The following is a 22,319-nucleotide window of genomic DNA, read 5'->3' on the forward strand; positions in this document are numbered from 1 at the left end:
CTTAATACATGCTCAGTTCGTTCTCTGAATTAACAAAACTTCTATCAACCAGTTCAGAACTGAAAATCTATTAAAGATTCCGTTCCGAACAGGTCTCACACGTTTGCTTGCCTGATTGTTAAAGAGCGTCTCGTCCGTGGCGCTTCGCTTTGCTGCGTTGCGTTGTTGCCCCGTCGAGGAGTGCGCATTCTAGAGAGTTCGCTCTGGGAGTCAAACCCTTTTTCGCACTTTTTTAAAAAAACCTGCTGAGCGCTTAAATTCCACCCAGATTGCCCATAAAACAAGCGCCAGCGCCTGTTATTTAACCGTTATCCGGGCAATCTTCTTTTTCCCAGCCTGAATCACGTGGCTGTCACCACGGGAGAAGGTGCGCTCCTCGCGTAGCTGCACTCCATCCAGGTACACCGCACCCCGCCCAAACACATCCTTGGCTGCCTTGCCGTTCTGCACAAGACCCGCCTCACGAAGCAACGGCAGGATATGAATGCTGTCCTGATCCCCCAAATCCACCTCGACTTCCGGCACATTGTCCGGAATATCGCCTAGCGCAATCTGGTTGCCTGCAGATTTAGGTGCCGACTGCGCCGCCTCCAGCCCATGGAACCGCTCTACCATCTCCAACGCAAAGGCCTTTTTGGCCTCCTGGGGCGACCCCAGAGTATCCGCCTGTGACCTCAACTGCGCAATACGCTCATTGGAACAGGCACTCAGCAATTCATAATAGCGCCAAGTGAGACTGTCAGGAAGCGAGAGCAGCTTTCGGTACATTTCACCCGGCGCATCGCTGACCCCTACATAGTTTCCTAGCGACTTGGACATCTTCTGCACCCCGTCCAGCCCTTCCAGGATAGGCATGGTTAGGCAGATCTGTGGCGCTTGGCCATAGGACTTTTGCAGCGTACGCCCCATCAACAGGTTAAACTTCTGATCAGTCCCGCCCAGCTCCACATCCGCCTCCAGGGCGACGGAGTCGTAACCCTGGACCAGCGGATAGAGGAATTCATGGATGGCAATGGGTTGATTACCCTTATAGCGCTTGTCGAAATCATCACGCTCCAGCATCCGTGCCACCGTGTACTGGCCCGCCAGCTTGATCATGCCGGCCGCGCCCACCTCGTTCATCCAGCTGGAATTGAATGCAACCCGGGTCTTGCTCTCGTCGAGAATCTTGAAGACCTGCTCTTTATAGGTCTCCGCATTGCGCAGCACATCCTCGCGACTCAATGGCGGGCGAGTCGCGCTCTTGCCCGTGGGGTCACCGATCATCCCGGTAAAATCGCCAATCAGGAAGATCACTTCATGCCCCAGCTCCTGAAACTGGCGCAATTTGTTGATCAATACCGTATGCCCCAGGTGCAGATCCGGGGCAGTGGGATCAAAGCCCGCCTTCACCCGTAACGGCCGGCCCGATGCCAGTTTTTCCCGCAGCTCCTCTTCCTGGATGATCTCATCCGCTCCGCGGGTAATAAGTGCCAGTTGCTGATCCACCGTGGCCATGCCTACCTCTATTTCCAGACCCATTAATGAAAGCGCGCCATTGTAGCACTTGAACGCGGCCAGAGAAGGCGGGTATCTTTGCAGGTCAGTTTTTCGCTGTGCCCCGCGGGCGCGCCAGTCTCTATTTACCCAACCAGGCCCTCACAGACTCTTCATGAAACAACTTATCTCTGCTGCCGGCAGGCTGGTGCGCCAGTTCCCACGCACCCATTTACTGCTGAGCATGGTATTGCTGGGCGGCGTTATCCTGATCGCCTTTCGCCCAGACAGCACCGAAACGACCCCGGAACGCGTCCAGCCCATTAGCCTGCCGGAACGAACAGCACCCGCACCAAAGCCGCAAACCACCAGCAAGCCAGCACTAGTCACTCCGCAGTGGCAAACGCTCACCGTGGAATCCGGGGACAGCCTGTCTTCGTTACTGCACCCCCTGGGCATTGGCGCCGGACAGATCGATGCCCTGCTCAAAGGTGACGACAAGCTGAAGCGGCTCACCCGCCTGCGTCCCGGCGAAGCGCTGGAAGTCATCGTTAGCGACAGCGGCTCCCTCACCAACGTGCGATACCACCCCTCGAAAGTTGAAACCCTCACCGCAAGACTGACAGGCGGCGGCTGGAATGTGCGCCTGAGCCAACGGGAATACCAGAAACAGACCCGCTTCGCCCAAGCCGATATTACTGGCTCCCTGTTCTTGGCCGGGGCTGCAGCAGGCGTCACCGACCGGCTCACCATGCAGCTGGCCAATCTGTTTGCCTGGGATGTGGATTTTGCCCTCGATATTCGCAAAGGAGACCGCTTTCGCATTCTCTATGAAGAGCTCTATCTGGACGGGGAAAAAGTCGGCGAAGGCGATATCTTGATGGCAGAATTCTGGAACCAAGGCCGCCACCTCACCGCTTTCCGCTACGAAACCCTGTCTGGCGACGTGGAGTACCTGAACATCAAGGGCGACTCCATGCGTAAGGAATTTATCCGTACCCCCGTGGCCTTTTCGCGGGTCAGCTCCCGCTTTAATCCTGGCCGCAAACACCCGGTACTCAACCGTATTCGCGCCCACAAGGGCACTGACTATGCGGCACCTTCCGGCACCCCCATCAAGGCTGCGGGCGATGGCAAGGTCATATTCGCCGGCGTGAAAGGGGGCTACGGCAACGTCATCATTCTTAAGCATGGCCAGATCTACACCACCCTGTATGCCCATATGCGCAGCTTTGCCAAAGGCATCCGCGTGGGCAAACGGGTCACCCAGGGGCAAACCATCGGCTATGTGGGTTCGTCCGGGCTGGCCACCGGCCCGCATCTACATTACGAATTCCGTATTAACGGCGTACACCGCAACCCGCAGACCGTGCCGCTACCCAAAGCGCGCGGCATCAACGACAACGAGCGAGCGGAATTCCTGATCGCCGCTAATCGGCTGAAAGCACAGATGACCCTGTTCTCTGAAGCGTCAACACTGGCCAGCAGCGATGTCTTCTAAGACCGATCCATCTCTGTTTATCGGCCTGATGACCGGCACCAGCGTGGACGGCATTGATGCCGTCCTCGCCCGCATTGGTGACGACCATTTCACCCTGCTCAGCACCTTGAGCCAGCCGATCCCGACCCCGCTTCGCGATGATATTCTGGCCCTGTGCCAGCCCGGCAGTAATGAAATCGACCGGGCCGGAAGTGTCAGCCAGCAACTGGCCGTTGAGTACGCCATTACCTGTGAGGCCCTGCTGGCACAGGCCGGCCTGACACCGGCCCAGGTCCGCGCCATTGGCTGCCACGGCCAGACCGTTCGCCACCGCCCTCAAGCACCCGGCTTTAGCGTTCAACTGGGCTGCCCGGACACCCTGGCGGTGCAGAGTAAGATTCCCGTGGTCAGTAATTTCCGCAACAAGGACATGGCACTGGGCGGGCAAGGCGCCCCGCTGGTGCCACCCTTTCACCGGCAGCTTTTCGCCCGGGTAGATCAGCGCATTGCCGTCGTGAACATCGGCGGCATGGCCAATGTGACCCTGCTGGATAACGGCCTGCTCACCGGCGGCTTTGATACCGGCCCAGGCAACGTGTTGATGGACAGTTGGATCCAACAGCACCGCCAGAAAGCCTACGACCGCAATGGTGACTGGGCCGCCAGCGCCCGTCCCGACAGCGTCCTGCTGGCCACCCTGCTGGATGACCCGTATTTCCATCAACCGCCCCCGAAAAGCACCGGGCGGGAACGTTTCAGCCATGACTGGCTCAACGCACAACTGGCGAACCACTCACTCCCCGAAGACGTCGTCCAGGCAACGCTGGCAGAGCTCACCGCCCACTCAATCAGCGATGCACTTAACAACTTCCAGCCCGATCACGTGCTAATTTGCGGCGGAGGCGCCCATAACCAACACCTGCTGGAACGCCTTCAGGCATTACTCGGCGCCTCGGTCTCCAGCACCGCTGAGCACGGGCTGGACCCGGACTGGGTGGAAGCTGCCGCGTTTGCCTGGCTGGCTTGGGCACGCATGGAAGAAAAAACGGGCAATGCGCCGGTGGTCACCGGGGCATCCAGGGAGGCGGTATTGGGGCAGATCACCCTACCGTAAGAGCAGCCACGGGCTACAAGCTGCAAGCCGCCAACCAAGGTTCGCGCCAACCAACAAACTCTTGAGCCGCGCCTCGCAGCTTACAGCTAGTCGCTAGCCTCTCAAACCAGCCACAGACCAATCATCGCGCAACTGAAACCCAGAGTGGCGCCAGCCAGAATATCGGACGGGTAATGAACCCCCAACAGCACCCGGGACAAACCCACCATCACCGCCAACCCCAGTGCCAACGCCATCACCGGCGGATAGAACACGCACAACAACGAGGCCATCACAAAGGCCGCAGCGGTATGTCCTGACGGAAAGCTGAATCGGTCCGCCGGCTGGATAAACGCCGACAGACTTTCCAACGCATCCGCCGGCCGGGGGCGCTTGATCAGATGCTTGAGCAGCACAAACAAGGGCACTTCCAGAGCGTAGGCAGCCATGGCGGTCAGGGCAAATTCACTGCCGCCCTGCCGGTCCATCCACCAGATACATAGCGTCAGAGCCACGTAGAAAGGGCCATCACCGAGGCGGGAGATCATCCGCGCCATACGGGCACGGCGAGCTGCTTGCGGCTGCTGCAGCAACCAGCACATGGCCCGGGTATCCGCGGCGGTCATTCGTTGAAATGTCGGTTTTGTCGTCATCATGGGTTCAGTGTCTACCCGAAAAGCGACGAAATGTTGATCAAATGGTGAAGGTTTTGTGACAACTAAGAGCGCTGCACGCAGCACGCCTCAGGCTACACGCAAAACCCCGTGGGAGCGGCCATTAGGCCGTGAAAGAGGCTGACAAGCCGGCAATCTTAAAAAACCAAGAGAATCGCGATGGAACCACCGCTCCCACAAGAGGGAATAGGGAAGGTCTAAACGGAAAAAGAAGAGCCGCAGCCGCAGGTAGTAGCCGCATTGGGGTTGCTGACCACGAAGCGCGAGCCCATCAGGCCCTTTTCGTAATCCACCTGGGAGCCATCCAGGTACTGAATACTCATGGCGTCCACCAGCAAGGTGACACCCTCTTTCTCCACCGAGGTATCGTCTTCATTCACCGCTTCATCGAACGTGAAGCCATAGGAAAACCCCGCACACCCGCCGCCAGTGATATACACACGCAGTTTCAGGTTCGGGTTTCCTTCGTCGTCACGCAGCTCTTTGACTTTGGTGGCGGCGGCATCGGTGAATGAAATAGGTGCTGACTCGGTCATACTCTCGCTATTGGCTAACATCTGGGCAGTAGAAAACCCGCCCCGGCGACAAACGCCCAAGCGGGTTGATCATGTTCCAGTACCCGACTAAAACAGTCAAGAATTATCCGCAGCCGCCTTACCAGCCACACCTTTGCCTGCTGCGTCTTTGCCCGCAGGTTCCGGCTTGGCCGTTTTGCTGGCATCCGGCGCCGGCAGATTGCGGCGTTCATCATCCAGGCGGACCAACTTGCCATTCACCCGTGCGCCCATGACCATTTCGATCATCCGGTAATACACGTTACCTTCCACCGATGCCTTTTCCGCCAGCTCCAGGTTCTCGGTGGCGTGCACATCCCCTTCCACGCGGCCATTGATCACCACCTGGGCGACCTGAATTTCCCCTTTCACCACACCGCTTTCGCCAATCACCAGGCGACCGCCATCCTTGCCCACGCTGACATTGCCTTCCACCGTGCCCTGAATATGCAGGCCACCGGAAAACTCGATATCACCACGAACGGTTGCGCTAGGCGCGATCAAAGTATGGTTACGATAATCCTGGGACGATGCCCCTGAAGTCACTGCGGTTTTTTTATCTCGGCCTAGCACACGTCTCTCCTACTGCCATTTTATGGTTTTCTGTGTCTGGTAACGGTTTCTGCCGCCGCTCTCAGCATCCACATCTACCGCTTGTATCACCACCCCTTCGGGCACCTTAAAGCGGCCATTCAGCTCCTGAAAGTAGCGAAACCGGAAGCGTGTCTCACTCCCGTCTTCAAGCCAGCTACTGCCATTGAGCTCGAACGCTTCCCCGTCTTTCTCGCCATGCAGGTGCAAGCTGATATCGCCGGACAGGTAACCGCGGTTGTCACCGGACTGCACCAGCACCACCCGGTAACGGTATTCGTCAGTTTCGTTGTCCTGCTGCACCGTCATTTTTTCGATCTGCAGACCGCCCTCGGTGCCTGCCGGCGCCATCACATTCTTGTAGAACAGTACCGCTTCTTCCAGCTCGGCCACCTGGTCCTGCAACGCCTTAATCTCCTGGCGCACTTCTTCACGTGCCTCCAGGGTCAGTTCGGAATCCGCTCTGAACACCGCCAGTTCATTACGCGCAGTCTCCAGCTCTACATCCAGGGTCTTGACCTCCCCGCGCAGTCGGCGATTGGATTCCGAGGCATCCAGAGCACCACCGGCACCCAGCCAGCCACCCAGCAAAAACAGCAACACCGCGACGACAAGCGCACCCGACACCCACAGCCGCCGCTGCTTCTTCTGCTGAGACGGGCTTACCGGCATCAACATGACATCGCCGATACCGGCCCGACTTTTCGGCTTCTTGGCCATCGTTACGGCGCCAGCGGAACCACTGACAGCCCCGCCCCCTCATCCAGACCAAACATGATATTCATGGCCTGCACGGCTTGGCCGGACGCCCCTTTTACCAGATTATCAATCACCGACAGCACCACGATGACGTTCTCGCCACGGGGCTGATGCAAGGCCAACCGGCACATGTTGGCGCCCTTCACAAACCGGGTTTCCGGGTGGCTGCCCAGCGGCATCACATCCACAAAGGGCTCATCGGCATAGCGGGCCTCGAACGCCGCCTGAATGTCTTCCAGTGGCGGCGCCGATTCGGTGAGCTGACCGTAGAGAGTGGCATGAATACCACGGATCATCGGGATAAGATGTGGAACAAATGTAGCGCTTACCGGGCCACCAGCGATATCCCCCAGTCCCTGCTCGATCTCCGGCAAATGCCGGTGACCACTGGCGCCATAGGCCTTGTAGCTCTCTCCTGCCTCCGCCAGCAACATGGGTACTTTGGCGCCTTTGCCGCCACCGCTGGCGCCACTGGCCGCGTTGGCGATCAGCTGATCGGGCTTGATCCAGCCCTTTTCCAGCAACGGCAAGTAGCCCAGCTGGATCGAGGTGGGATAACAACCGGCGCACGCCACCAGCCGAGCGTCACGAATCGCCGCCCGATTCACTTCCGGCAGGCCATATACCGCATCCGCCAGCAACTCCGGGCAGGCATGGGGCTCGCCATACCATTCGCTCCAGAGTTCATGGTCACGCAGCCGGAAATCCGCTGACAAGTCCACCACACGCACGCCGGCGTCCATCAGCTCAGGCATCATCCGCATGGCCACGTTATGGGGCGTCGCAAAGAACACCACGTCACAGGCCGCCAGCCGCTTCACGTCCGGCTCGCTGAACACCAGATCGGTGCGACCACGCAGGGACGGAAACAAATCCGCCACCGCCACACCCGCTTCGCCACGGGAGGTAATCACATCCAGTTCGGCATGGGGATGATTCACCAGCAGGCGCAATAATTCGACCCCGGTATACCCGGTACCGCCGACCACACCTACTTTCAGCGGTGCACTGGCTTGTGCTGGCTGAGAAGACATATCCCACTCCTGAACTGCATTAATAAAAGGAAGCTCTGCATGATAGGGTCGCCGCCCACCAGCGGCAAGAACGCGCCCGCATCGGCGGAGCAAAACCAGCGCTTTTTACCGGCTTTGTGATCAGCCGGGCAATTGCCGCTCCGGCTCTTTCGCCGCCTCCGCCGAATCGCCTTTGTCGTCACTGCGTTCCGTCGGCTTGTCCTGGGGCTTTTCCAGGGCCATGCCCTCCCCATCAGAGAGCCGATCCGCCAAGGAGTCGTACAAGGGGCGAGCCCAAACAAGTTTAGCCACCGCCGCCGACAGGAAGGCGCCGGACATGAGCGGCAGCAGGATATCGTGACGGTTACCGGTCAGCTCCATGACAATCACAAAGGAGGTAATCGGGCGCTGGATCACCCCGGCCAGAAAAGCCGCCATGGCCACCAACGTCAGCCCCACCAGCGACGACCCGGGGAAAAAGCCGCCCACCACATTACCGATCCCCGCGCCCGCCGCCAGGCTGGGCGAGAACAGACCACCGGGAATCCCGGTGAAATACGACACTAACGTGGCTGACATCTTGGCCAGCGCGAAGGTCCAATTCCCCGGCTGCTCACCATCTAGCAGGGTCGAGGCTTGCTCATAGCCACTACCATAGGTCGCCCCCCCGGTGATCAACCCCAGAAACACCAACACCAGCGCGCACATCACCACCACGCGATAAGGGTGCTCCTTGGCATACGGGGAAAGAAACTGGCTACCCTTGATCAGCAAGCGGCTAAATAATCCACCCAACAGACCACACACCAAGGCCGTGACGCCAATAGCGGCCCAGTCCTGGGTGATATCCAGCGTCCCATCCGGGTGACCAAAAAAACTGTAGTGGCCCATGATCATCAGCACCACCACACCTGAGAGAATGATCGCCAGAATCAGGGTACCGCTGGTGCGCTGCTCGAAAGAGCCGGACAGCTCTTCGATGGCAAACACGATCCCCGCCAGTGGCGCATTGAACGCCGCCGACACACCGGCGGCGCCACCTGCCACAATCAAGGCGTTATCCACATATTTTTGGTGTAGACGCCCCACTTGGCCCACGGAATACATCATCGCCGCCCCCATATGCACACTGGGGCCCTCGCGGCCGATACTGGCCCCGCACAGCAAGCCCATACAAGTAAGCACAAACTTGCTGAGAATAACGCGCAAGGAAAGAAAGGTGGGCCGCAGCCAGTGGTAACGCTGTTTCAGCACCACCAGCACCTGAGGGATACCACTGCCCTGGGACTCGGTGCCCAGCTGGCGCATCAGCCAGACAATAATCACCATACCCAATGGAGTAATCAGTACCGGCAGGTACGGTGAACGGGCATGAATAACGGTAAAGGTATGGGATGCCAGCTCTGCCACCCAGGCAAATGCCACCACCAGCAGCCCCACCATCACTGCGCCGATCCAGAACACCGCACGCAGCTTCCAGTCCTGCCAGGAGCCCAGCTGGCGACGACTCAAACGCCGGGTGCGAAACAGGTAGTAACGCAACAGACGACGATGGCGTGGCCGCTTATTCACAGCGCTCCTTTCTTAAGGCTGTAGCAAGTGAACCGGAAAGAGTACGGGCAAGTCTGTATAGTGTACGCCCACTGGAAACATCTCTCCAATGTCGCCACCAATAAGGGTAGCCCCATGCAGTTTGCGCTCGATTATTTTCTCTGGATCAAGGCATTCCACTTGATTGCTGTGATTTGCTGGTTTGCCGCCATGTTCTACCTGCCACGCCTGTTCGTGTATCACGCCATGGCAGAGGATCAACCCAGTCGCGAACGCTTCAAGATCATGGAACGCAAACTCTACCGGGGCATCATGAACCCCAGCATGATTGTTACCCTAGTCCTTGGAATGTGGATGTTCATGGCAAACATGCAAGCCTACAAAGGCAACGGCTGGATGCACGCCAAGCTGGCGCTGGTATTCCTGCTGATTGGCTACCACCACGTCTGCCTGTCCTACATGAAGAAGTTCGCCGCCGACGCCAACACCAAAAGCGACAAGTTCTACCGCATCTTTAACGAGATTCCGGTTTTTCTACTGATCGCCATTGTGATATTGGTTGTGGTGAAACCTTTCTGAGACACGCCATAAGCTGGGCGTCACACAGCAAGCGACGTCCAGCACCAGGCATTTAGCATCAGGCTCTCCAATGAAACCCAATATTCTCGTTATTGCCGGCCACGACCCCTCCGGCGGAGCCGGCATTCACGCCGACATTGAAGCCATTCAGGCCCAGGGCGGCTTCGCCTCCACCCTGATCACCGGGCTCACCGTACAGAACAGCCAGAACGTGCGCGGTTTCCGGCTCACCGACATCGATCTATTACAACAGCAGGCCGACGCCCTGCTGGACGACATGGATTACCAGGCCGTCAAAATCGGCATGACCGGCTCCGTCGCCGTCATCGATTTCATTGCCCGCCTGCTCGAACGCCTGCCCGGGGTACCCGTGATTCTGGACCCGGTGCTGGCCGCCGAAGCTGGCGGCAGCCTGGCACAAGAATCCCTCGCCGAAGCCATGCTCGAAAAACTGGCGCCGCTGTGCGACGTGATGACCCCCAACCTGCCAGAAGCCCAAGCCCTGAGCGGGCAAACAGACGTCAGCGACTGCGGCCGAACCCTGGTCCAGCGCAGCGGCTGCGCCACCCTGGTCACCGGCACCCACGACGATACCGATCAGGTCATCAACCACCTGTTCACCGCCGTTGGCGAAGAACAATGGCGCTGGAACCGGTTACCACACAGCTATCATGGCTCCGGCTGCACGCTAGCCTCGTCCATTGCCTGCTTGCGCGGCCGCGGCCAGTCGCTGGACAGTGCCGTGGCCAATGGCCAGGCCCATGTGGACCGCTTTCTGCGCGATGCCTTCCAGCCCGGCAAAGGGCAATATGTGCCCAGTCGTCAGCCCTGAGCCGGCCATGTCCGTCCACCGTCCCCACAGCCACAATATCCACGGCCTCTACGCCATCACCGATCCCGCATTGACCCCGGACGAACGTCTGCTGCCCGCCGCCGAGGCAGCCCTGCGCGGCGGCGCCCGGCTACTGCAATACCGGGATAAAACCGCCCGCCCGGCCCAACGCGAATACCGAGCCGCCCAACTACGCGCCCTGTGCCACCGGTACGGCGCCCTGTTTATCGTCAATGATGACCCGGCCCTCGCTGCCCGCGTGGACGCCGATGGCGTGCACATCGGCCAGAGCGATGGCGCCATCAGCGCCGCTCGCGACCAGCTTGGCGACACGCGCATTATCGGCGTCACCTGCCACGGCGATCTGGCACTGGCCGCCCGCGCCGCCGAGGCCGGAGCCGACTATCTGGCCATGGGCCGTTTCTTCACCTCGCAGACCAAGCCCCAGGCGCCGCCGGCCTCACTGGCGGTGCTACGCCAGGCCTGCCAGCAGTTTCAGCAACCCGTGGTAGCCATCGGCGGAGTGAATCCGGATAATGCGCCGCAACTGATCGACGCCGGCGCCGTGTCTGTGGCGGTCATTCATGCCCTGTTCGGGCACACCGACACGGCCTCCATCGAAGCCGCCGCACGCCGCTTCAGCGCCTGTTTCCCGGCCTCCGTCGGCCAGGCCATCTCAGAATAGATTCAACAGCACCACAACAGAGGACACACCATGAGTCGCAAGCACTCTGAACAGCTTTTCCGTCAGGCCCAGAAACATATTCCCGGCGGCGTGAACTCCCCGGTGCGGGCGTTCAAAAGCGTCGGCGGCACACCGGTGTTCTTCCATTCCGCCCGTGGCGCGTACCTGTTCGACGAAGACGATAATCAGTACATCGATTACGTGGGCTCCTGGGGCCCCATGATCCTGGGCCACAACCACCCCCACGTGGTCGCCGCTGTACAAGCCGCCGTGCAGGAAGGCCTAAGCTTCGGCGCGCCCACCGCCACGGAAGTCGCCATGGCCGACAAGGTCTGCGAACTGGTGCCGTCCATGGATATGGTACGCATGGTCAACTCTGGCACCGAAGCCACCATGAGCGCCATCCGCCTGGCTCGTGGCTACACCGGCCGCAACAAAATCATCAAGTTCGAGGGCTGCTACCACGGCCACGTGGACAGCCTGCTGGTGAAAGCCGGCTCCGGCGCCATGGGCATTCCCGGCTCACCGGGCGTACCGGAAGCCGTGACCGCCGACACCTTGGTGCTGAACTACAACGATGCCGCCAGCGTCACCCAAGCGTTCGAGGAACACGGCGACGACATTGCCGCGGTGATCGTGGAACCGGTCGCCGGCAACATGAATTGTGTCCCCGCCACCGAGAATTTCCTGCAGACCCTGCGCCAGCAATGTGACAACAACGGCACGGTACTGATTTTCGATGAAGTCATGAGCGGTTTCCGGGTAGCACTGGGCGGCGCCCAGGGCCATTACTGCATCACTCCGGACATGACTACCCTGGGCAAGATTGTCGGCGGCGGTATGCCGGTGGGTGCGTTTGGCGGCAAGCAAGCCATCATGGAACATCTGGCGCCGCTCGGGCCTGTGTATCAGGCCGGCACCCTGTCCGGTAATCCGGTGGCCATGGCTGCCGGCCTGGCGACGCTGAACCTGATCAGCGAACCCGGTTTCCACGCCGCGCTGGCTGAAAAAACCACCCGCCTGCTGGAAGGCCTGACGGCCGCCGCCCATGCGCAAGGGGTGTCATTCACCACCGCGCAAGCAGGCGCCATGTTCGGGCTGTTCTTCACCGATCAAAATCGTATCAGTAGCTTTGCGGAAGTGATGGCCTGCGACAGCGAACGTTTCAATCGCTTCTTCCACGCCATGCTGGACCAGGGCATCTACCTAGCCCCCAGCGCATTCGAAGCGGGCTTTGTGTCAGCAGCGCACAGCAATGACGATATCGACGCGACCATTGAAGCCGCACGAAAGGCCTTCGGGAAGCTCTAAGCCCCTACCGTAGGAGCGGCGCTTGAGCCGCGAATCCGAGCCTTGGCGAGGAAAACAAACACCGTGCCGACGCACGGTTCGCGGCTCAAGCGCCGCTCCTACGGCAGCATCAACGTGAAGATCAGTCGCGCACCAGCGCGGCCAGTCTGCCGCCGGTGAGTGTGAGCAAATCCCCTGGCGCCATGGCGATTTCCAGCCCGCGCCGGCCGGCACTCATGTAGATAATTTCGTGGGTTTGCGCGCTGCCATCCAGATATAACGGCAACCGTTTCTTCTGCCCTAGCGGGCTAATGCCGCCCAGCACATAACCGGTTAATCGTTGCGCCTTGTCCGCCGGGCACATCTGCGCCTTCTTGCCACCGTGGGCACGGGCCAGGCACTTCAGGTCCAGCTGATGGGCCACCGGCACCATGGCCACCACCGGCACCTCATCCACCAGCGCCATCAGCGTCTTGAACACCTTCTCCACTGGCAGGCCCAAGGCCTCCGCCGCTTCCAACCCGTAGCTTTGCGCTTTCGGGTCGTGTTCGTAGCTATGCAGCGTAAACGCTACCTTGCCGCGCTTGGCCGCCTGCACCGCCGGCGTCATGCCTTACGCGACTCCGGGTCACGCAGTGTCGCCGCCCGCTCGCGAGCCGTCTTCGCCCCAGCAGCGTCGCCTTGCCGCTCGCGGGCCGTCGCCACCAGCTCCCATAAACCGGCCTGATACGCGGGGTGATCTGGCGCCAGCCGCAACGCTTTCAGGGCAAAGCCTTCCGCACCACGAGCGTCACCCTCGGTGAGGCGCAGGTCCGCCAGCTCCTTATAGAGCCAAGACGAGTCCGGGGCGATATTCAATGCCCGTTCCAGATAACGCTCCGCCCGAGAACTGTCACCCTGCTGCCGCGCCTGCTCGGCACTGGCCAGCAAGCTCAATGCGGGGGAGCCGCCCAGCTCCTGGCTGGCCGTCATCGGTTGCTGCGGTTCGTCCATTACCGGCTTCACCGCACACCCGGCCATAACGGCACAGACAAGAATTAATCGAACAAGCCTTTGCAAAAACACCATCCTGAATCCTATTCCCTTGAACGCCGGTTGTGTTGTGAGAGGCTGCGAGAGACCGTATTTGGCGCGTACTCTACGCACGACCGTTAACGCGGGAGCTTGCCTGCAAGCGATTTACTCCACGCCGCAGGCAAATACCCCCACAAAAAACGGGAACCCTTACGATTAATCAAACAGTCCCTTGAACCACCCCTTAATGCCTTTCCCGGTTTGTTTCACGGTGCCACAGCCATCGCTATCTTCCGGAATCGACGCTATCAGCATGGGGTAGCGCCGGGCATTGCCGCAACCTTCTGCACTGACACGGCGGCCATCTTCATTCATCCAGACCCATTCCACGCTGGGCGGCGGGTTTTGTGACAGGCTGCGCTGGGGCAGTTTGCCCATCAAATTTGCCCACACCGGCAAGGCACCACTGGAGCCAGTAATCCCTGCGTTTTTGTTGTCGTCACGGCCCACCCAGACTACCGCCAGATGATTGGCGGAGAAGCCGGCGAACCAGGCATCACGGAAATCGTCACTGGTACCGGTCTTGCCAGCGACTTTCAGATCCGCCGGCAACGAGGCGCGAGCGGCGCGGGCGGTTCCCTCTTCCACCACCTGCTGCATGGCCCACTGGGTCAAGAAGGCCGGGCCTGCCTCGACCACTTCATCAGTGCTCACCGGGTAGCGCGCCAATGGCTGGCCGTCCTTGTCGAGTACATCGGTAATGGAACGCAGCCGGGTACTGAACCCGCCAGTGGAAAGCGGCTGATACATCATCGCCACTTCAAACGGCGTCAGCTCCAGGCTGCCCAGCAGGATACTCGGGTACAGCGGAATATTGCGGGTGACGCCCAGGGTCTTCATGGTGTCGGCCACTGTATCCAGTCCCACATCCAGCCCCAGCCGGGCAGTGGCCTGGTTACGGGACAGGGCCAGCACATCCACCATGGGCATCGCACCCTTGGCGGTCTTGTCGAAGTTCTGCGGCGCCCACACACTGCCATTAGGCAGCTTCACCTGAATCGGACCGTCTTCCACTAACGAGGCCAACGAGTAGGTTTTCGGCTGCTGAACCGCCGACAAGATCACCGCCGGCTTAGCCAGGGAGCCCATGGGTCGCTGGGCATCCAGCGCCCGATTAAAACCTGCTTGGCGCGAGTCCCGGTTACTCACCAGCGCCAATACATCGCCCTGGGCCGGCGCCACGACCACCACGGCACCATTGAGTTTTTTCGCCTGTTTCGGATCGCGATGATCCAGATGCTCTTTCAGCGCCCCTTCCGAGGCCAGTTGCGCCAGCACATCCAGCGTTGAATGAATGTGCAGCCCTTCGTCGCTGAGCACTTCTGGCGGGTAATCCCGTGCCAACTGACGCCGCACCAGATCAATGAAAGCCGGGAACGCGTACAGCGCAGAGGCTCCCCGCGGCACGACTTCCAGCGGCCGGGCACTGAATTTGTCATAGTCCGCATTGGACAGCGCGCCTTCGTCCCGCGCGACTTTCAATACGGTATTGCGACGTTCCATGGCCCGCTCCGGGCGACGGCGCGGGTCGTACCAGCTAGGCCCTTTCAGCAACGCCACCAAGGTCGCCAACTGATGGGGCTCCAACTCTTCCAGCGGCCGGCCAAACAGGAACTGGGCTCCCAGGCCCATACCATGAATGGCACGCGCGCCGTCCTGGCCGAGATAGACCTCATTCAGGTAGGCCTCGAGAATCTGCTCCTTGCTGTAATGCAGCTCCAGCAGCAAGGCCATGGGCATTTCCATGAGCTTGCGCGACAGGGTCCGGTCGGAGCTGAGCCAGAAGTTTTTCACCAGCTGCTGGGTCAGGGTGCTGCCGCCCTGCACTAGGCCACCGGCCTTGATATTGGCCAGCATGGCGCGGCTCAGGCCGCGCAGGGAAATGCCGTGATGGTCATAGAAGCTGCGGTCTTCGGTGGCAATCAGCATATCCACCAGCAACGGAGGGACTTTATCCAGCGGCACCAGCACCCTGTCCTCGGCATGCTGGGGGTGGATACTGCCGATCTGCAATGGCTCCAGGCGAGCCAGGCGATCGCCGCCGGCTTCCAAGTTGCGAATCTGACCACCGGACAGGGACAGCCGGATACGCTCGGACTGCTCGCCACCATCACTGTCGTTGAACCCGCGGGTATGAATCAGCAAGGAATTACCCTGCACCGCAAAGCTGCCCGGGGTACTGGCACGGGCATCGCGCCGGTAACGCATCAGGTCCAGCAGCTTGAGCATGTCATCCCGGGACAGCACCCGGCCCTCATACAGCTCCACCGGGCGCGCATAGACCCGCGCCGGCAGCTGCCAGGCATGGGAATCAAACCGCTCACGCACCAGCGCATCCAGGTACGCCATGCCGGCGGCCCCGAGCACCAGGCACACCAGCCCAACCTTGGCAATGAATGACCAACTGAACCAGCGCCGGCGCTGGGCGGAGGGCTTCTTTTTTCTACTGGGTTGCCGCCGCGACTTTGCGGGGGACTTTTTCGCTTTTTTCGCCATGGGCCGGAGTATAGAGAAAAGTGTGGGTACTTTATGAGTGTAGGGGGAGAAATATGTTCCCTTCGGCGAAATAGCCTGCACGAGACGAATCTTCCGGCCCATCCGGCGTACAAATTTTGCATGCAGCGCCGGGCAGCCCATAATAGCCGCCCCTGCAATCCGGTTCGGAGCTTCCATGACAAAGCAATACGACGTTTACGCCCTCGGTAATGCCCTGGTAGACACGGAAATCGAGGTCAGCGACGCCTTTTTACAGCGCATGGAAGTGGGCAAGGGCCTGATGACACTGGTGGACGAAACGCGCCAGGCCGAATTGATCGAAGCGCTGGCCAACGAAGCCGAGCCCCGCAAGCAGACCAGCGGCGGCTCCGCCTGCAACACGGTAGTCGCCACCCGCTATTTTGGCGGCAGCAGCTACTACGCCTGCAAAGTGGCCGACGACGCCACCGGCAACATCTTCGTCGACGACCTGACCGCCGCCGGCGTGGACACCAACATGAACGGCCCCCGGGATTCCGGTGTTTCCGGCAAATGCCTGGTGATGTTGACCCCGGATGCCGAACGCACCATGAACACCTATCTGGGCATCTCCAGCCAGGTCTCTGATGCCGAACTGGACGAGGCCGCCATCGCCGCCAGCCAGTACGTGTACCTGGAAGGCTACTTGGTCAGCGGCGACAGCTCCCGCGCCGCCGCCGTCAAACTCCGCCAGCTGGCCGAAAAGCACGGCGTAAAAACCTCACTGACGTTCTCTGACCCGGCCATGGTGCAGTTTTTCAAAGACGGCCTGAATGAAATGCTCGGCGAGCGCGTGGATCTACTGTTCTGCAACGAAGCAGAAGCCACCAGCTTCACCGATACCGATACCGTGGACGCCGCCCTGGACGCCCTCAAGCCCCGTTGCGGTTCCGCCGTCATCACCCTGGGCGCGGACGGCGCGCTAGTCTGGGATGGCGAGCAGACTCACCGGATTGATCCGGTACCGGTAAAAGCCATCGACAGCAACGGCGCCGGCGACATGTTTGCCGGTGCCTTCCTGTATGCCATTACTCACGGCCATGACTTTGCCGCCGCCGGCAAACTGGCGTCCGCCGCCGCCGCCCGCCTGGTCAGCGAATTTGGCCCGCGCCTACCGGCAGAGGTCCACCAAACGCTTCGCAACGCCACTCTGGGCGAATAGCCGTAGGGCGGACATGGGCTCCAGCCAACCTCCGCCGGTTTCTCCTGCGGTGGAGATGTCCTGCCGGCATTTCCACCTGACGACACAACATCACGGAAAGACAATGGAACACATCTGCAACATCAACGACATCGAACACGAAAGCGCTCGGGAATTTCAGAAAGACGGCCAGCCGATTGTCGTCGCCAAATTCGATGGCCAGATTCACGCCTACATTAACTGGTGCCCGCATCTGGGCATTGAGCTGAATTTTATGCCGGACGAGTTCATGGACAGCGACAAGCAGTTCATCACCTGCGCCAACCACGGCGCCTTGTTCGAAGTGGACACCGGCAACTGCCTCTCCGGCCCCTGCAGCGGCGACAAACTGATCCCCGTGCCACTGGAAGTACGCGGCGAAGAAATCTGGCTCGGCGAGGTTCCAGAAACCGCGTGATAAGATCAGACGCTACGCAGTGTTTGCGTTTCTTTTTTAACATCAGGCGTCCTGCGTCTGGCGTCCGGCCGAGTTAATTCCATGTCTCATCCCTTCGACAACCTGACCCCGGACTACATGCTGGATGCCGTCGATGCCGCCGGCTTTCTCAGCGATGGCCGACTGCTGCAACTGAACAGTTTTGAAAACCGGGTGTATCAGGTGGGCCAGGAAGACGGCCCGCCGGTGATTGTGAAGTTCTACCGCCCGCACCGCTGGAGCGATGAACAAATCCTCGAAGAGCATGCTTTCAGTCTATTTCTGGCAGAGCGGGATCTGCCCGTGGTTGCGCCCATCGAACAGAACGGCACCAGCCTGTTTCATTGCGACGATTTTGCTTTCGCCGTGTTTCGGCGCGCCGGCGGCCACGCCCCGGAGCTGGCCAACGACGATCACCTGGAACAGCTGGGACGCACCCTGGCTCGCTGGCACACCTGCGGCAGCGACCGCCCCTATCAAACCCGACCCACGCTACAGATCGTCGAGGACATTCGCGCCGCCAGCACCTTTCTCTGCAACGATGTGGTGGACCTGAACTTTCGAGGCCAATACCGGGATGTGACCGGCCAGATACTGGAAAAAGTAGAGCAGCAACTGGGCGAGCACAGCTTCCCCTTATTGAACGTGCACGGCGACTGCCATACCGGCAACATCCTGTGGCGCGACGAACGCCCCCACTTCGTGGACCTGGATGACAGCCTGCGCGCGCCCGCCATGCAGGACATCTGGATGCTGCTCTCCGGTGAACACGACGAACAGCAACACCAGCTACGGGTTCTCGCCCGTGGCTACGACACCTTCCTGCCGTTCCCCTGGAACCAGACCAGCCTGATCGAACCGCTACGCCTGCGGCGTATCATCAATTACGACGCCTGGCTGGCCAAACGCTGGGATGACCCGGCTTTCCCCCCGGCCTTTCCGTGGTTTGAATCCATGCATTACTGGGGAAATCAGGTGACGCTGCTGCAACAGCAATTGCGCAATCTGAACGACTAGAAAAGCCAGTACAGTGCCTCTTCAAAGCCGCTGTAGGCGCTCCTCTTGAGGGACGCCTACAGCCGTATCGGCAAGGGGTGTTCCAACTGAAAGCCATGGGCGGATAACCCCACCTTCCAGGCCAGCACCTCCACGCCCTTCTCAATCGCCTCGCGCAGCAACTGCCCATAGCGCACATCGATTTCGTCTGCGGGGCGCGCGGCAGTGGCGCCGCTGTGTTGCACACAAAAAACCAGCACCGCGCGTTTTCCTGAGGCGACCACCTCCATCAGCGTCTGCAAATGCTTTTGCCCCCGCTCAGTCACCGAATCAGGAAAAGCGATGATGCCGTCGTCCGCATCCTCTGGCCCCGGGCCCAGGGTGACGTTTTTCACTTCAATAAAGGTATGCGGGTCAGCCCGCTCGCCCAGCGCCAGGTCAAAGCGGCTATCGCCGTACTTCACTTCCCGTTCCACACCACTGCCCGGATCCAGCGCGGGAATCTGTCCGGCCCGCACCGCCTCTTCTACCAACGCATTGGGGCGGGCAGTATTGACCCCGGCCCAGTGGCCGTGAGTCACCTGTAGGGCTTCCAGGGTATGGCGGTACTTACGTTTGGGGTTGCCGCTGTCAGAGATCAGCGCCTGCTGCGGTTCGCCCAGCACGCAATTTTTCATGGAGCCAGTGTTAGGGCAATGCACGGTAATCTCGCTGCCATCGGCGCGGACCACGTCCGCCATGAACCGCTTGTAGCGCCGCAATAGCGTCACCGCTTCCAGTGGAGGATCAAACTTCACAGTGACTCCAAATACTGTTCCAGGCGATGCAGAGCATCGGTCAGTCGCGCTTCGCTGCAGGTATAGGCTATGCGCACAAAACGGCGGTGATCATGCCCTTCCCCGAAATCCAGCCCCGGGGTCATGGCCACCTTGGCTTTTTCCAGCAGATCGGCACAAAAGGCAAAACTGTCGTCGGTGTAATCACTCACATCCGCGTAGACATAAAAGGCACCATCCGCCCGAGACACCACTGGCAGCTTCAGGTGCGCCAAACCATTGAGCAGACATTGGCGCCGCCGCGCCAACAACTGATGGCGCTGCTCAAGAATCGTCAGGGTCGGCTCCTGTAACGCCGCCAACGCGCCATATTGAGCAGGCGTGGACGGTGCCAGAAACAGGTTCTGGGCCAGCCGCTCAATGGCGGGCACCAGCGGCTCTGGCGCCACCAGCCAGCCCAGGCGCCAACCGGTCATGCAGAAATACTTGCTGAAGCTGTTGATCACCAATGCCGGGGCCGGGCCCGCCAACACCGATGATGCTGGTTGGGTGTAGCACAGCCCTTGATAGATTTCGTCCACCAGCAGAATGCCACCCTTGTCCTGCGCACCCCGGGCCAGTTGCTGCAAAGTCTCTGCCGGCAGCATATTGCCGGTGGGGTTATCCGGGCTGGCCACCATGGCCACCCGAGTATTGGCTTGCCAGGCATCCAGAAACGCCGCTGGATCCACGTTGAAATGGGTATCCGCCTGAAGCACCACCGGCTGCGGCTCGCCACCAACCAAACGGACAAACTGGCGATTACAGGGGTAACCGGGGTCGGTCAGCAGCACGCCGTCGCCCGGATTGAGCAGCGCCGCCAGCGCCAACTGCAAGGCTCCGGAAGCCCCCGGCGTCACCACCACCTGAGCAGGACTGACCTGAGCACCGAAACGCTCCCGGTAATCATCGGCAATGGCCTCGCGCAGAGCCGGCAATCCCGCCGCTGGGGTATAGCCGGTATGGCCGTGGGTCACGGCGTCCTGAATGGCCGAGAGCACCGGCTCGGGAGTGTCGAAATCCGGCTCGCCCACCTCCAGGTGAATCACATCGTGACCCTGGGCAGACAATGCCTGTGCACGCTCCAGTAGCGCCATCACATGAAACGGCGGAATGCGTCGGGCGAAATCGGACAGAGTGGGTGTCATGATCATGCTCCCTCGAAAATGCGTCACTAACGGTACAACAACCGGCCGGTGAACGGGCAGGCCCACGCCACCCAGCTACCCCGCACGCAGCCCGTACAACAGGGCAAAAACACAAGAAAAGGCGATCAGTGACAAGATTCCGCTTTTCTGTTGCGCCCGCATGGCTATAATCGGCCAGATTTTCACCAGCAGTGGCCAGAAAATGTTCAGCGGCCCGCTGATTGGTGACAACCCTTGCCCAGACGGGGTAAGGTCGAAGATTACATTATGCCCGGGCCTGACGATATCAGGCCGGCACCCAAGGATTGCGGGTTACCGATAGAGAGTCGCGAAGATGCTAAGGGAGTTAATCAACATGGCCACCGGCAAGAAAAAAGCCCCCAAGAAGGCGGCTAAAAAACAAACCTCCGGTTCTGCTTCCAGCAGCAAGAAAAGCTCAGCATCCGTAAAGGCTGCGCCCAAAAAAGCACCGGCCAAAAAAGCTGCCGCTAAAAAGGCCGCCCCGACAGCCAAGAAAGCCGTAGCGAAGAAGCCCGCTGCCAAGAAAACCCCGGCCAAACCGGCGGCGAAAGCCGCCACCCCAAAGGCCCCGGCGAAAAAGGCGGTAGCCAAGAAAGCCGCAATCAAGAAGGCGCCGGCAAAGAAAGCGGCTGCCACCAAGCCCACCGCGAAAAAAGCGCCAGTCAAAAAGGCCGCTGCCAAAGCTGCGACGAAAGTCGCGCCTAAAAAAGCAGCGGCTAAAAAGGCCGTAGCGAAGAAGCCCGCAGCCAGCAAAACGGCCAGCAAGGCAACCGCTACGCCCAAAGCAACAACACCAAAGAAAGCGACCGCCAAGAAAGCCGCTGCGCCAAAGGCGCCAGCAAAAGCCGCGGCAAACAAGCCCCAGGCCAAGCCAGCGCCCAAGACTGCTGCGAAAAAAGCCTCCACCAGAAAGGCCGCCCCCGCAGCACCAAGAACCAAATTACCGACATCAGGCAAGGCCACCGCGGCGGCCCGCGCGGCCGCAGCAAAAGCAACCGCACACGCAGGTTCTGCAAGGACTGCAACTGCCGGCAAAAGGACTTCGCCGAGCCGTTCCCCCTCTTCTGCTCAGGTAAATCCGAAAGTGAAAAAGAAAAGCACCAGTTCCTCCGCATCACAGGCCCAGGTTCACGGCTTTAAGCCTTACCAGCCCGGCCCTGACGAGGAATACATGAACGAAACGCAACGCGACCACTTCCGCAATATCCTGCTGGCCTGGCGCCAGGAACTGATGGAAGAAGCGGACCGCACCATGCACCACCTGCAGGACGAGCAAGCCAATCTGCCCGATCCGGCCGACCGCGCCACCCAGGAAGAAGAGTTCGCGCTGGAACTGCGCACCCGCGATCGTGAGCGCAAGCTGCTCAAGAAAATCGAGAAGACCCTCGACCTGGTAGGCAAGGACGACTATGGCTTCTGCGAAGCCTGCGGCGTAGAAATCGGCATCCGCCGCCTGGAAGCCCGCCCTACTGCGGAAATGTGCATCGACTGCAAAGAGCTGGCTGAAATCAAGGAAAAGCAGCTGGCCGGATAGAGCAGTTCAAAGTGAAAAGTTGAA

The 22,319-nt window shown here is 60.1% G+C and carries 23 protein-coding genes; 10 read left to right on the top strand and 13 right to left on the bottom strand.

What is annotated here, in order from left to right; genetic code table 11:
* Positions 1 to 297: 297 nt before the first annotated feature.
* Entirely contained in the window at positions 298 to 1,497 is a 1,200-nt protein-coding gene (gene tyrS, locus ABNH18_RS13915) for a tyrosine--tRNA ligase (RefSeq protein ID WP_349383653.1), read from the bottom strand.
* A gap of 154 nt (positions 1,498 to 1,651) precedes the next feature.
* On the opposite strand from tyrS, the gene ABNH18_RS13920 reads away from it, so the two are divergent.
* Together ABNH18_RS13920 and ABNH18_RS13925 are read left to right on the top strand one after the other, a co-directional pair.
* Positions 1,652 to 2,977 (top strand): peptidoglycan DD-metalloendopeptidase family protein, encoded by a 1,326-nt coding sequence (locus ABNH18_RS13920; protein WP_349383411.1) that lies wholly within the window; start codon positions 1,652 to 1,654, stop codon positions 2,975 to 2,977.
* On the top strand, positions 2,967 to 4,070 hold the full coding sequence (locus tag ABNH18_RS13925) for an anhydro-N-acetylmuramic acid kinase (RefSeq protein ID WP_349383412.1): 1,104 nt from the start codon (positions 2,967 to 2,969) through the stop codon (positions 4,068 to 4,070). Before ABNH18_RS13920 ends, ABNH18_RS13925 begins: the two co-directional genes overlap by 11 nt.
* A gap of 101 nt (positions 4,071 to 4,171) precedes the next feature.
* Here ABNH18_RS13925 and ABNH18_RS13930 read toward each other — a convergent pair whose 3' ends face one another.
* The 6 genes from ABNH18_RS13930 to ABNH18_RS13955 all read right to left on the bottom strand — a co-directional run bounded on the left by ABNH18_RS13930 (position 4,172) and on the right by ABNH18_RS13955 (position 9,212).
* Positions 4,172 to 4,675 carry a phosphatase PAP2 family protein gene (locus ABNH18_RS13930; RefSeq protein ID WP_349383413.1) on the bottom strand — a complete coding sequence of 168 codons (504 nt, stop codon included), beginning with the start codon at positions 4,673 to 4,675 and terminating at the stop codon, positions 4,172 to 4,174.
* 245 nt (positions 4,676 to 4,920) lie between these two features.
* Positions 4,921 to 5,259: an iron-sulfur cluster insertion protein ErpA gene (gene erpA, locus ABNH18_RS13935; protein ID WP_502876788.1), complete on the bottom strand. Its 339-nt coding sequence runs from the start codon at positions 5,257 to 5,259 to the stop codon at positions 4,921 to 4,923.
* Between the two features lie 96 nt (positions 5,260 to 5,355).
* Positions 5,356 to 5,850, bottom strand: a complete 495-nt coding sequence (locus ABNH18_RS13940; protein WP_349383415.1) for a bactofilin family protein — start codon at positions 5,848 to 5,850, stop codon at positions 5,356 to 5,358.
* A 9-nt stretch (positions 5,851 to 5,859) separates the two neighbouring features.
* Positions 5,860 to 6,588 (bottom strand): DUF6776 family protein, encoded by a 729-nt coding sequence (locus ABNH18_RS13945; protein WP_349383416.1) that lies wholly within the window; start codon positions 6,586 to 6,588, stop codon positions 5,860 to 5,862.
* Between the two features lie 2 nt (positions 6,589 to 6,590).
* Complete coding sequence (gene argC / locus ABNH18_RS13950) at positions 6,591 to 7,661, bottom strand: N-acetyl-gamma-glutamyl-phosphate reductase (RefSeq protein WP_349383417.1); 1,071 nt, start codon at positions 7,659 to 7,661, stop codon at positions 6,591 to 6,593.
* 120 nt (positions 7,662 to 7,781) lie between these two features.
* Positions 7,782 to 9,212 carry a chloride channel protein gene (locus ABNH18_RS13955; protein WP_349383418.1) on the bottom strand — a complete coding sequence of 477 codons (1,431 nt, stop codon included), beginning with the start codon at positions 9,210 to 9,212 and terminating at the stop codon, positions 7,782 to 7,784.
* Positions 9,213 to 9,326: 114 nt separating this feature from the next.
* Between ABNH18_RS13955 and hemJ the strand changes: the two genes are divergently transcribed.
* From hemJ to hemL, 4 genes are all read left to right on the top strand, one after another.
* Positions 9,327 to 9,770 carry a protoporphyrinogen oxidase HemJ gene (gene hemJ / locus ABNH18_RS13960; protein ID WP_349383419.1) on the top strand — a complete coding sequence of 148 codons (444 nt, stop codon included), beginning with the start codon at positions 9,327 to 9,329 and terminating at the stop codon, positions 9,768 to 9,770.
* A 70-nt stretch (positions 9,771 to 9,840) separates the two neighbouring features.
* Positions 9,841 to 10,602: a bifunctional hydroxymethylpyrimidine kinase/phosphomethylpyrimidine kinase gene (thiD, locus tag ABNH18_RS13965; protein ID WP_349383420.1), complete on the top strand. Its 762-nt coding sequence runs from the start codon at positions 9,841 to 9,843 to the stop codon at positions 10,600 to 10,602.
* Positions 10,603 to 10,609: 7 nt separating this feature from the next.
* A complete protein-coding gene (thiE, locus tag ABNH18_RS13970; RefSeq protein ID WP_349383421.1) occupies positions 10,610 to 11,287 on the top strand; it encodes a thiamine phosphate synthase in 678 nt (225 codons plus the stop codon).
* 30 nt (positions 11,288 to 11,317) lie between these two features.
* On the top strand, positions 11,318 to 12,598 hold the full coding sequence (hemL, locus tag ABNH18_RS13975) for a glutamate-1-semialdehyde 2,1-aminomutase (RefSeq protein ID WP_349383422.1): 1,281 nt from the start codon (positions 11,318 to 11,320) through the stop codon (positions 12,596 to 12,598).
* Positions 12,599 to 12,719: 121 nt separating this feature from the next.
* On the opposite strand, the gene ybaK is transcribed toward hemL, so the two are convergent.
* The 3 genes from ybaK to mrcB all read right to left on the bottom strand — a co-directional run bounded on the left by ybaK (position 12,720) and on the right by mrcB (position 16,147).
* Positions 12,720 to 13,187 (bottom strand): Cys-tRNA(Pro) deacylase, encoded by a 468-nt coding sequence (gene ybaK, locus ABNH18_RS13980; protein ID WP_349383423.1) that lies wholly within the window; start codon positions 13,185 to 13,187, stop codon positions 12,720 to 12,722.
* Complete coding sequence (locus tag ABNH18_RS13985; RefSeq protein WP_349383424.1) at positions 13,184 to 13,645, bottom strand: tetratricopeptide repeat protein; 462 nt, start codon at positions 13,643 to 13,645, stop codon at positions 13,184 to 13,186. The genes ybaK and ABNH18_RS13985 overlap by 4 nt, the downstream gene beginning before the upstream one ends.
* Before the next feature lie 162 nt (positions 13,646 to 13,807).
* On the bottom strand, positions 13,808 to 16,147 hold the full coding sequence (mrcB, locus tag ABNH18_RS13990; RefSeq protein WP_349383425.1) for a penicillin-binding protein 1B: 2,340 nt from the start codon (positions 16,145 to 16,147) through the stop codon (positions 13,808 to 13,810).
* Positions 16,148 to 16,322: 175 nt separating this feature from the next.
* Between mrcB and ABNH18_RS13995 the strand changes: the two genes are divergently transcribed.
* The 3 genes from ABNH18_RS13995 (at position 16,323) to ABNH18_RS14005 (ending at position 18,798) form a co-directional block, all read left to right on the top strand.
* On the top strand, positions 16,323 to 17,327 hold the full coding sequence (locus ABNH18_RS13995) for an adenosine kinase (RefSeq protein WP_349383426.1): 1,005 nt from the start codon (positions 16,323 to 16,325) through the stop codon (positions 17,325 to 17,327).
* 103 nt (positions 17,328 to 17,430) lie between these two features.
* Positions 17,431 to 17,763, top strand: a complete 333-nt coding sequence (locus ABNH18_RS14000; protein ID WP_349383427.1) for a Rieske (2Fe-2S) protein — start codon at positions 17,431 to 17,433, stop codon at positions 17,761 to 17,763.
* 81 nt (positions 17,764 to 17,844) lie between these two features.
* Positions 17,845 to 18,798 carry a serine/threonine protein kinase gene (locus ABNH18_RS14005; RefSeq protein WP_349383428.1) on the top strand — a complete coding sequence of 318 codons (954 nt, stop codon included), beginning with the start codon at positions 17,845 to 17,847 and terminating at the stop codon, positions 18,796 to 18,798.
* 56 nt (positions 18,799 to 18,854) lie between these two features.
* Here ABNH18_RS14005 and sfsA read toward each other — a convergent pair whose 3' ends face one another.
* The 3 genes from sfsA to ABNH18_RS14020 form a co-directional block, all read right to left on the bottom strand.
* On the bottom strand, positions 18,855 to 19,574 hold the full coding sequence (gene sfsA, locus ABNH18_RS14010; protein WP_349383429.1) for a DNA/RNA nuclease SfsA: 720 nt from the start codon (positions 19,572 to 19,574) through the stop codon (positions 18,855 to 18,857).
* Positions 19,571 to 20,740, bottom strand: a complete 1,170-nt coding sequence (locus ABNH18_RS14015) for an aminotransferase class I/II-fold pyridoxal phosphate-dependent enzyme (RefSeq protein ID WP_349383430.1) — start codon at positions 20,738 to 20,740, stop codon at positions 19,571 to 19,573. The genes sfsA and ABNH18_RS14015 overlap by 4 nt, the downstream gene beginning before the upstream one ends.
* A 312-nt stretch (positions 20,741 to 21,052) precedes the next feature.
* Complete coding sequence (locus tag ABNH18_RS14020; RefSeq protein ID WP_349383431.1) at positions 21,053 to 21,796, bottom strand: hypothetical protein; 744 nt, start codon at positions 21,794 to 21,796, stop codon at positions 21,053 to 21,055.
* Between the two features lie 136 nt (positions 21,797 to 21,932).
* On the opposite strand from ABNH18_RS14020, the gene dksA reads away from it, so the two are divergent.
* Positions 21,933 to 22,295, top strand: a complete 363-nt coding sequence (gene dksA / locus ABNH18_RS14025; protein WP_349383432.1) for an RNA polymerase-binding protein DksA — start codon at positions 21,933 to 21,935, stop codon at positions 22,293 to 22,295.
* The last annotated feature ends 24 nt before the right edge of the window (positions 22,296 to 22,319 follow it).

Origin of the sequence: Alcanivorax sp. (assembly GCF_040118815.1) — a bacterium.
Taxonomy (GTDB): domain Bacteria; phylum Pseudomonadota; class Gammaproteobacteria; order Pseudomonadales; family Alcanivoracaceae; genus Alcanivorax.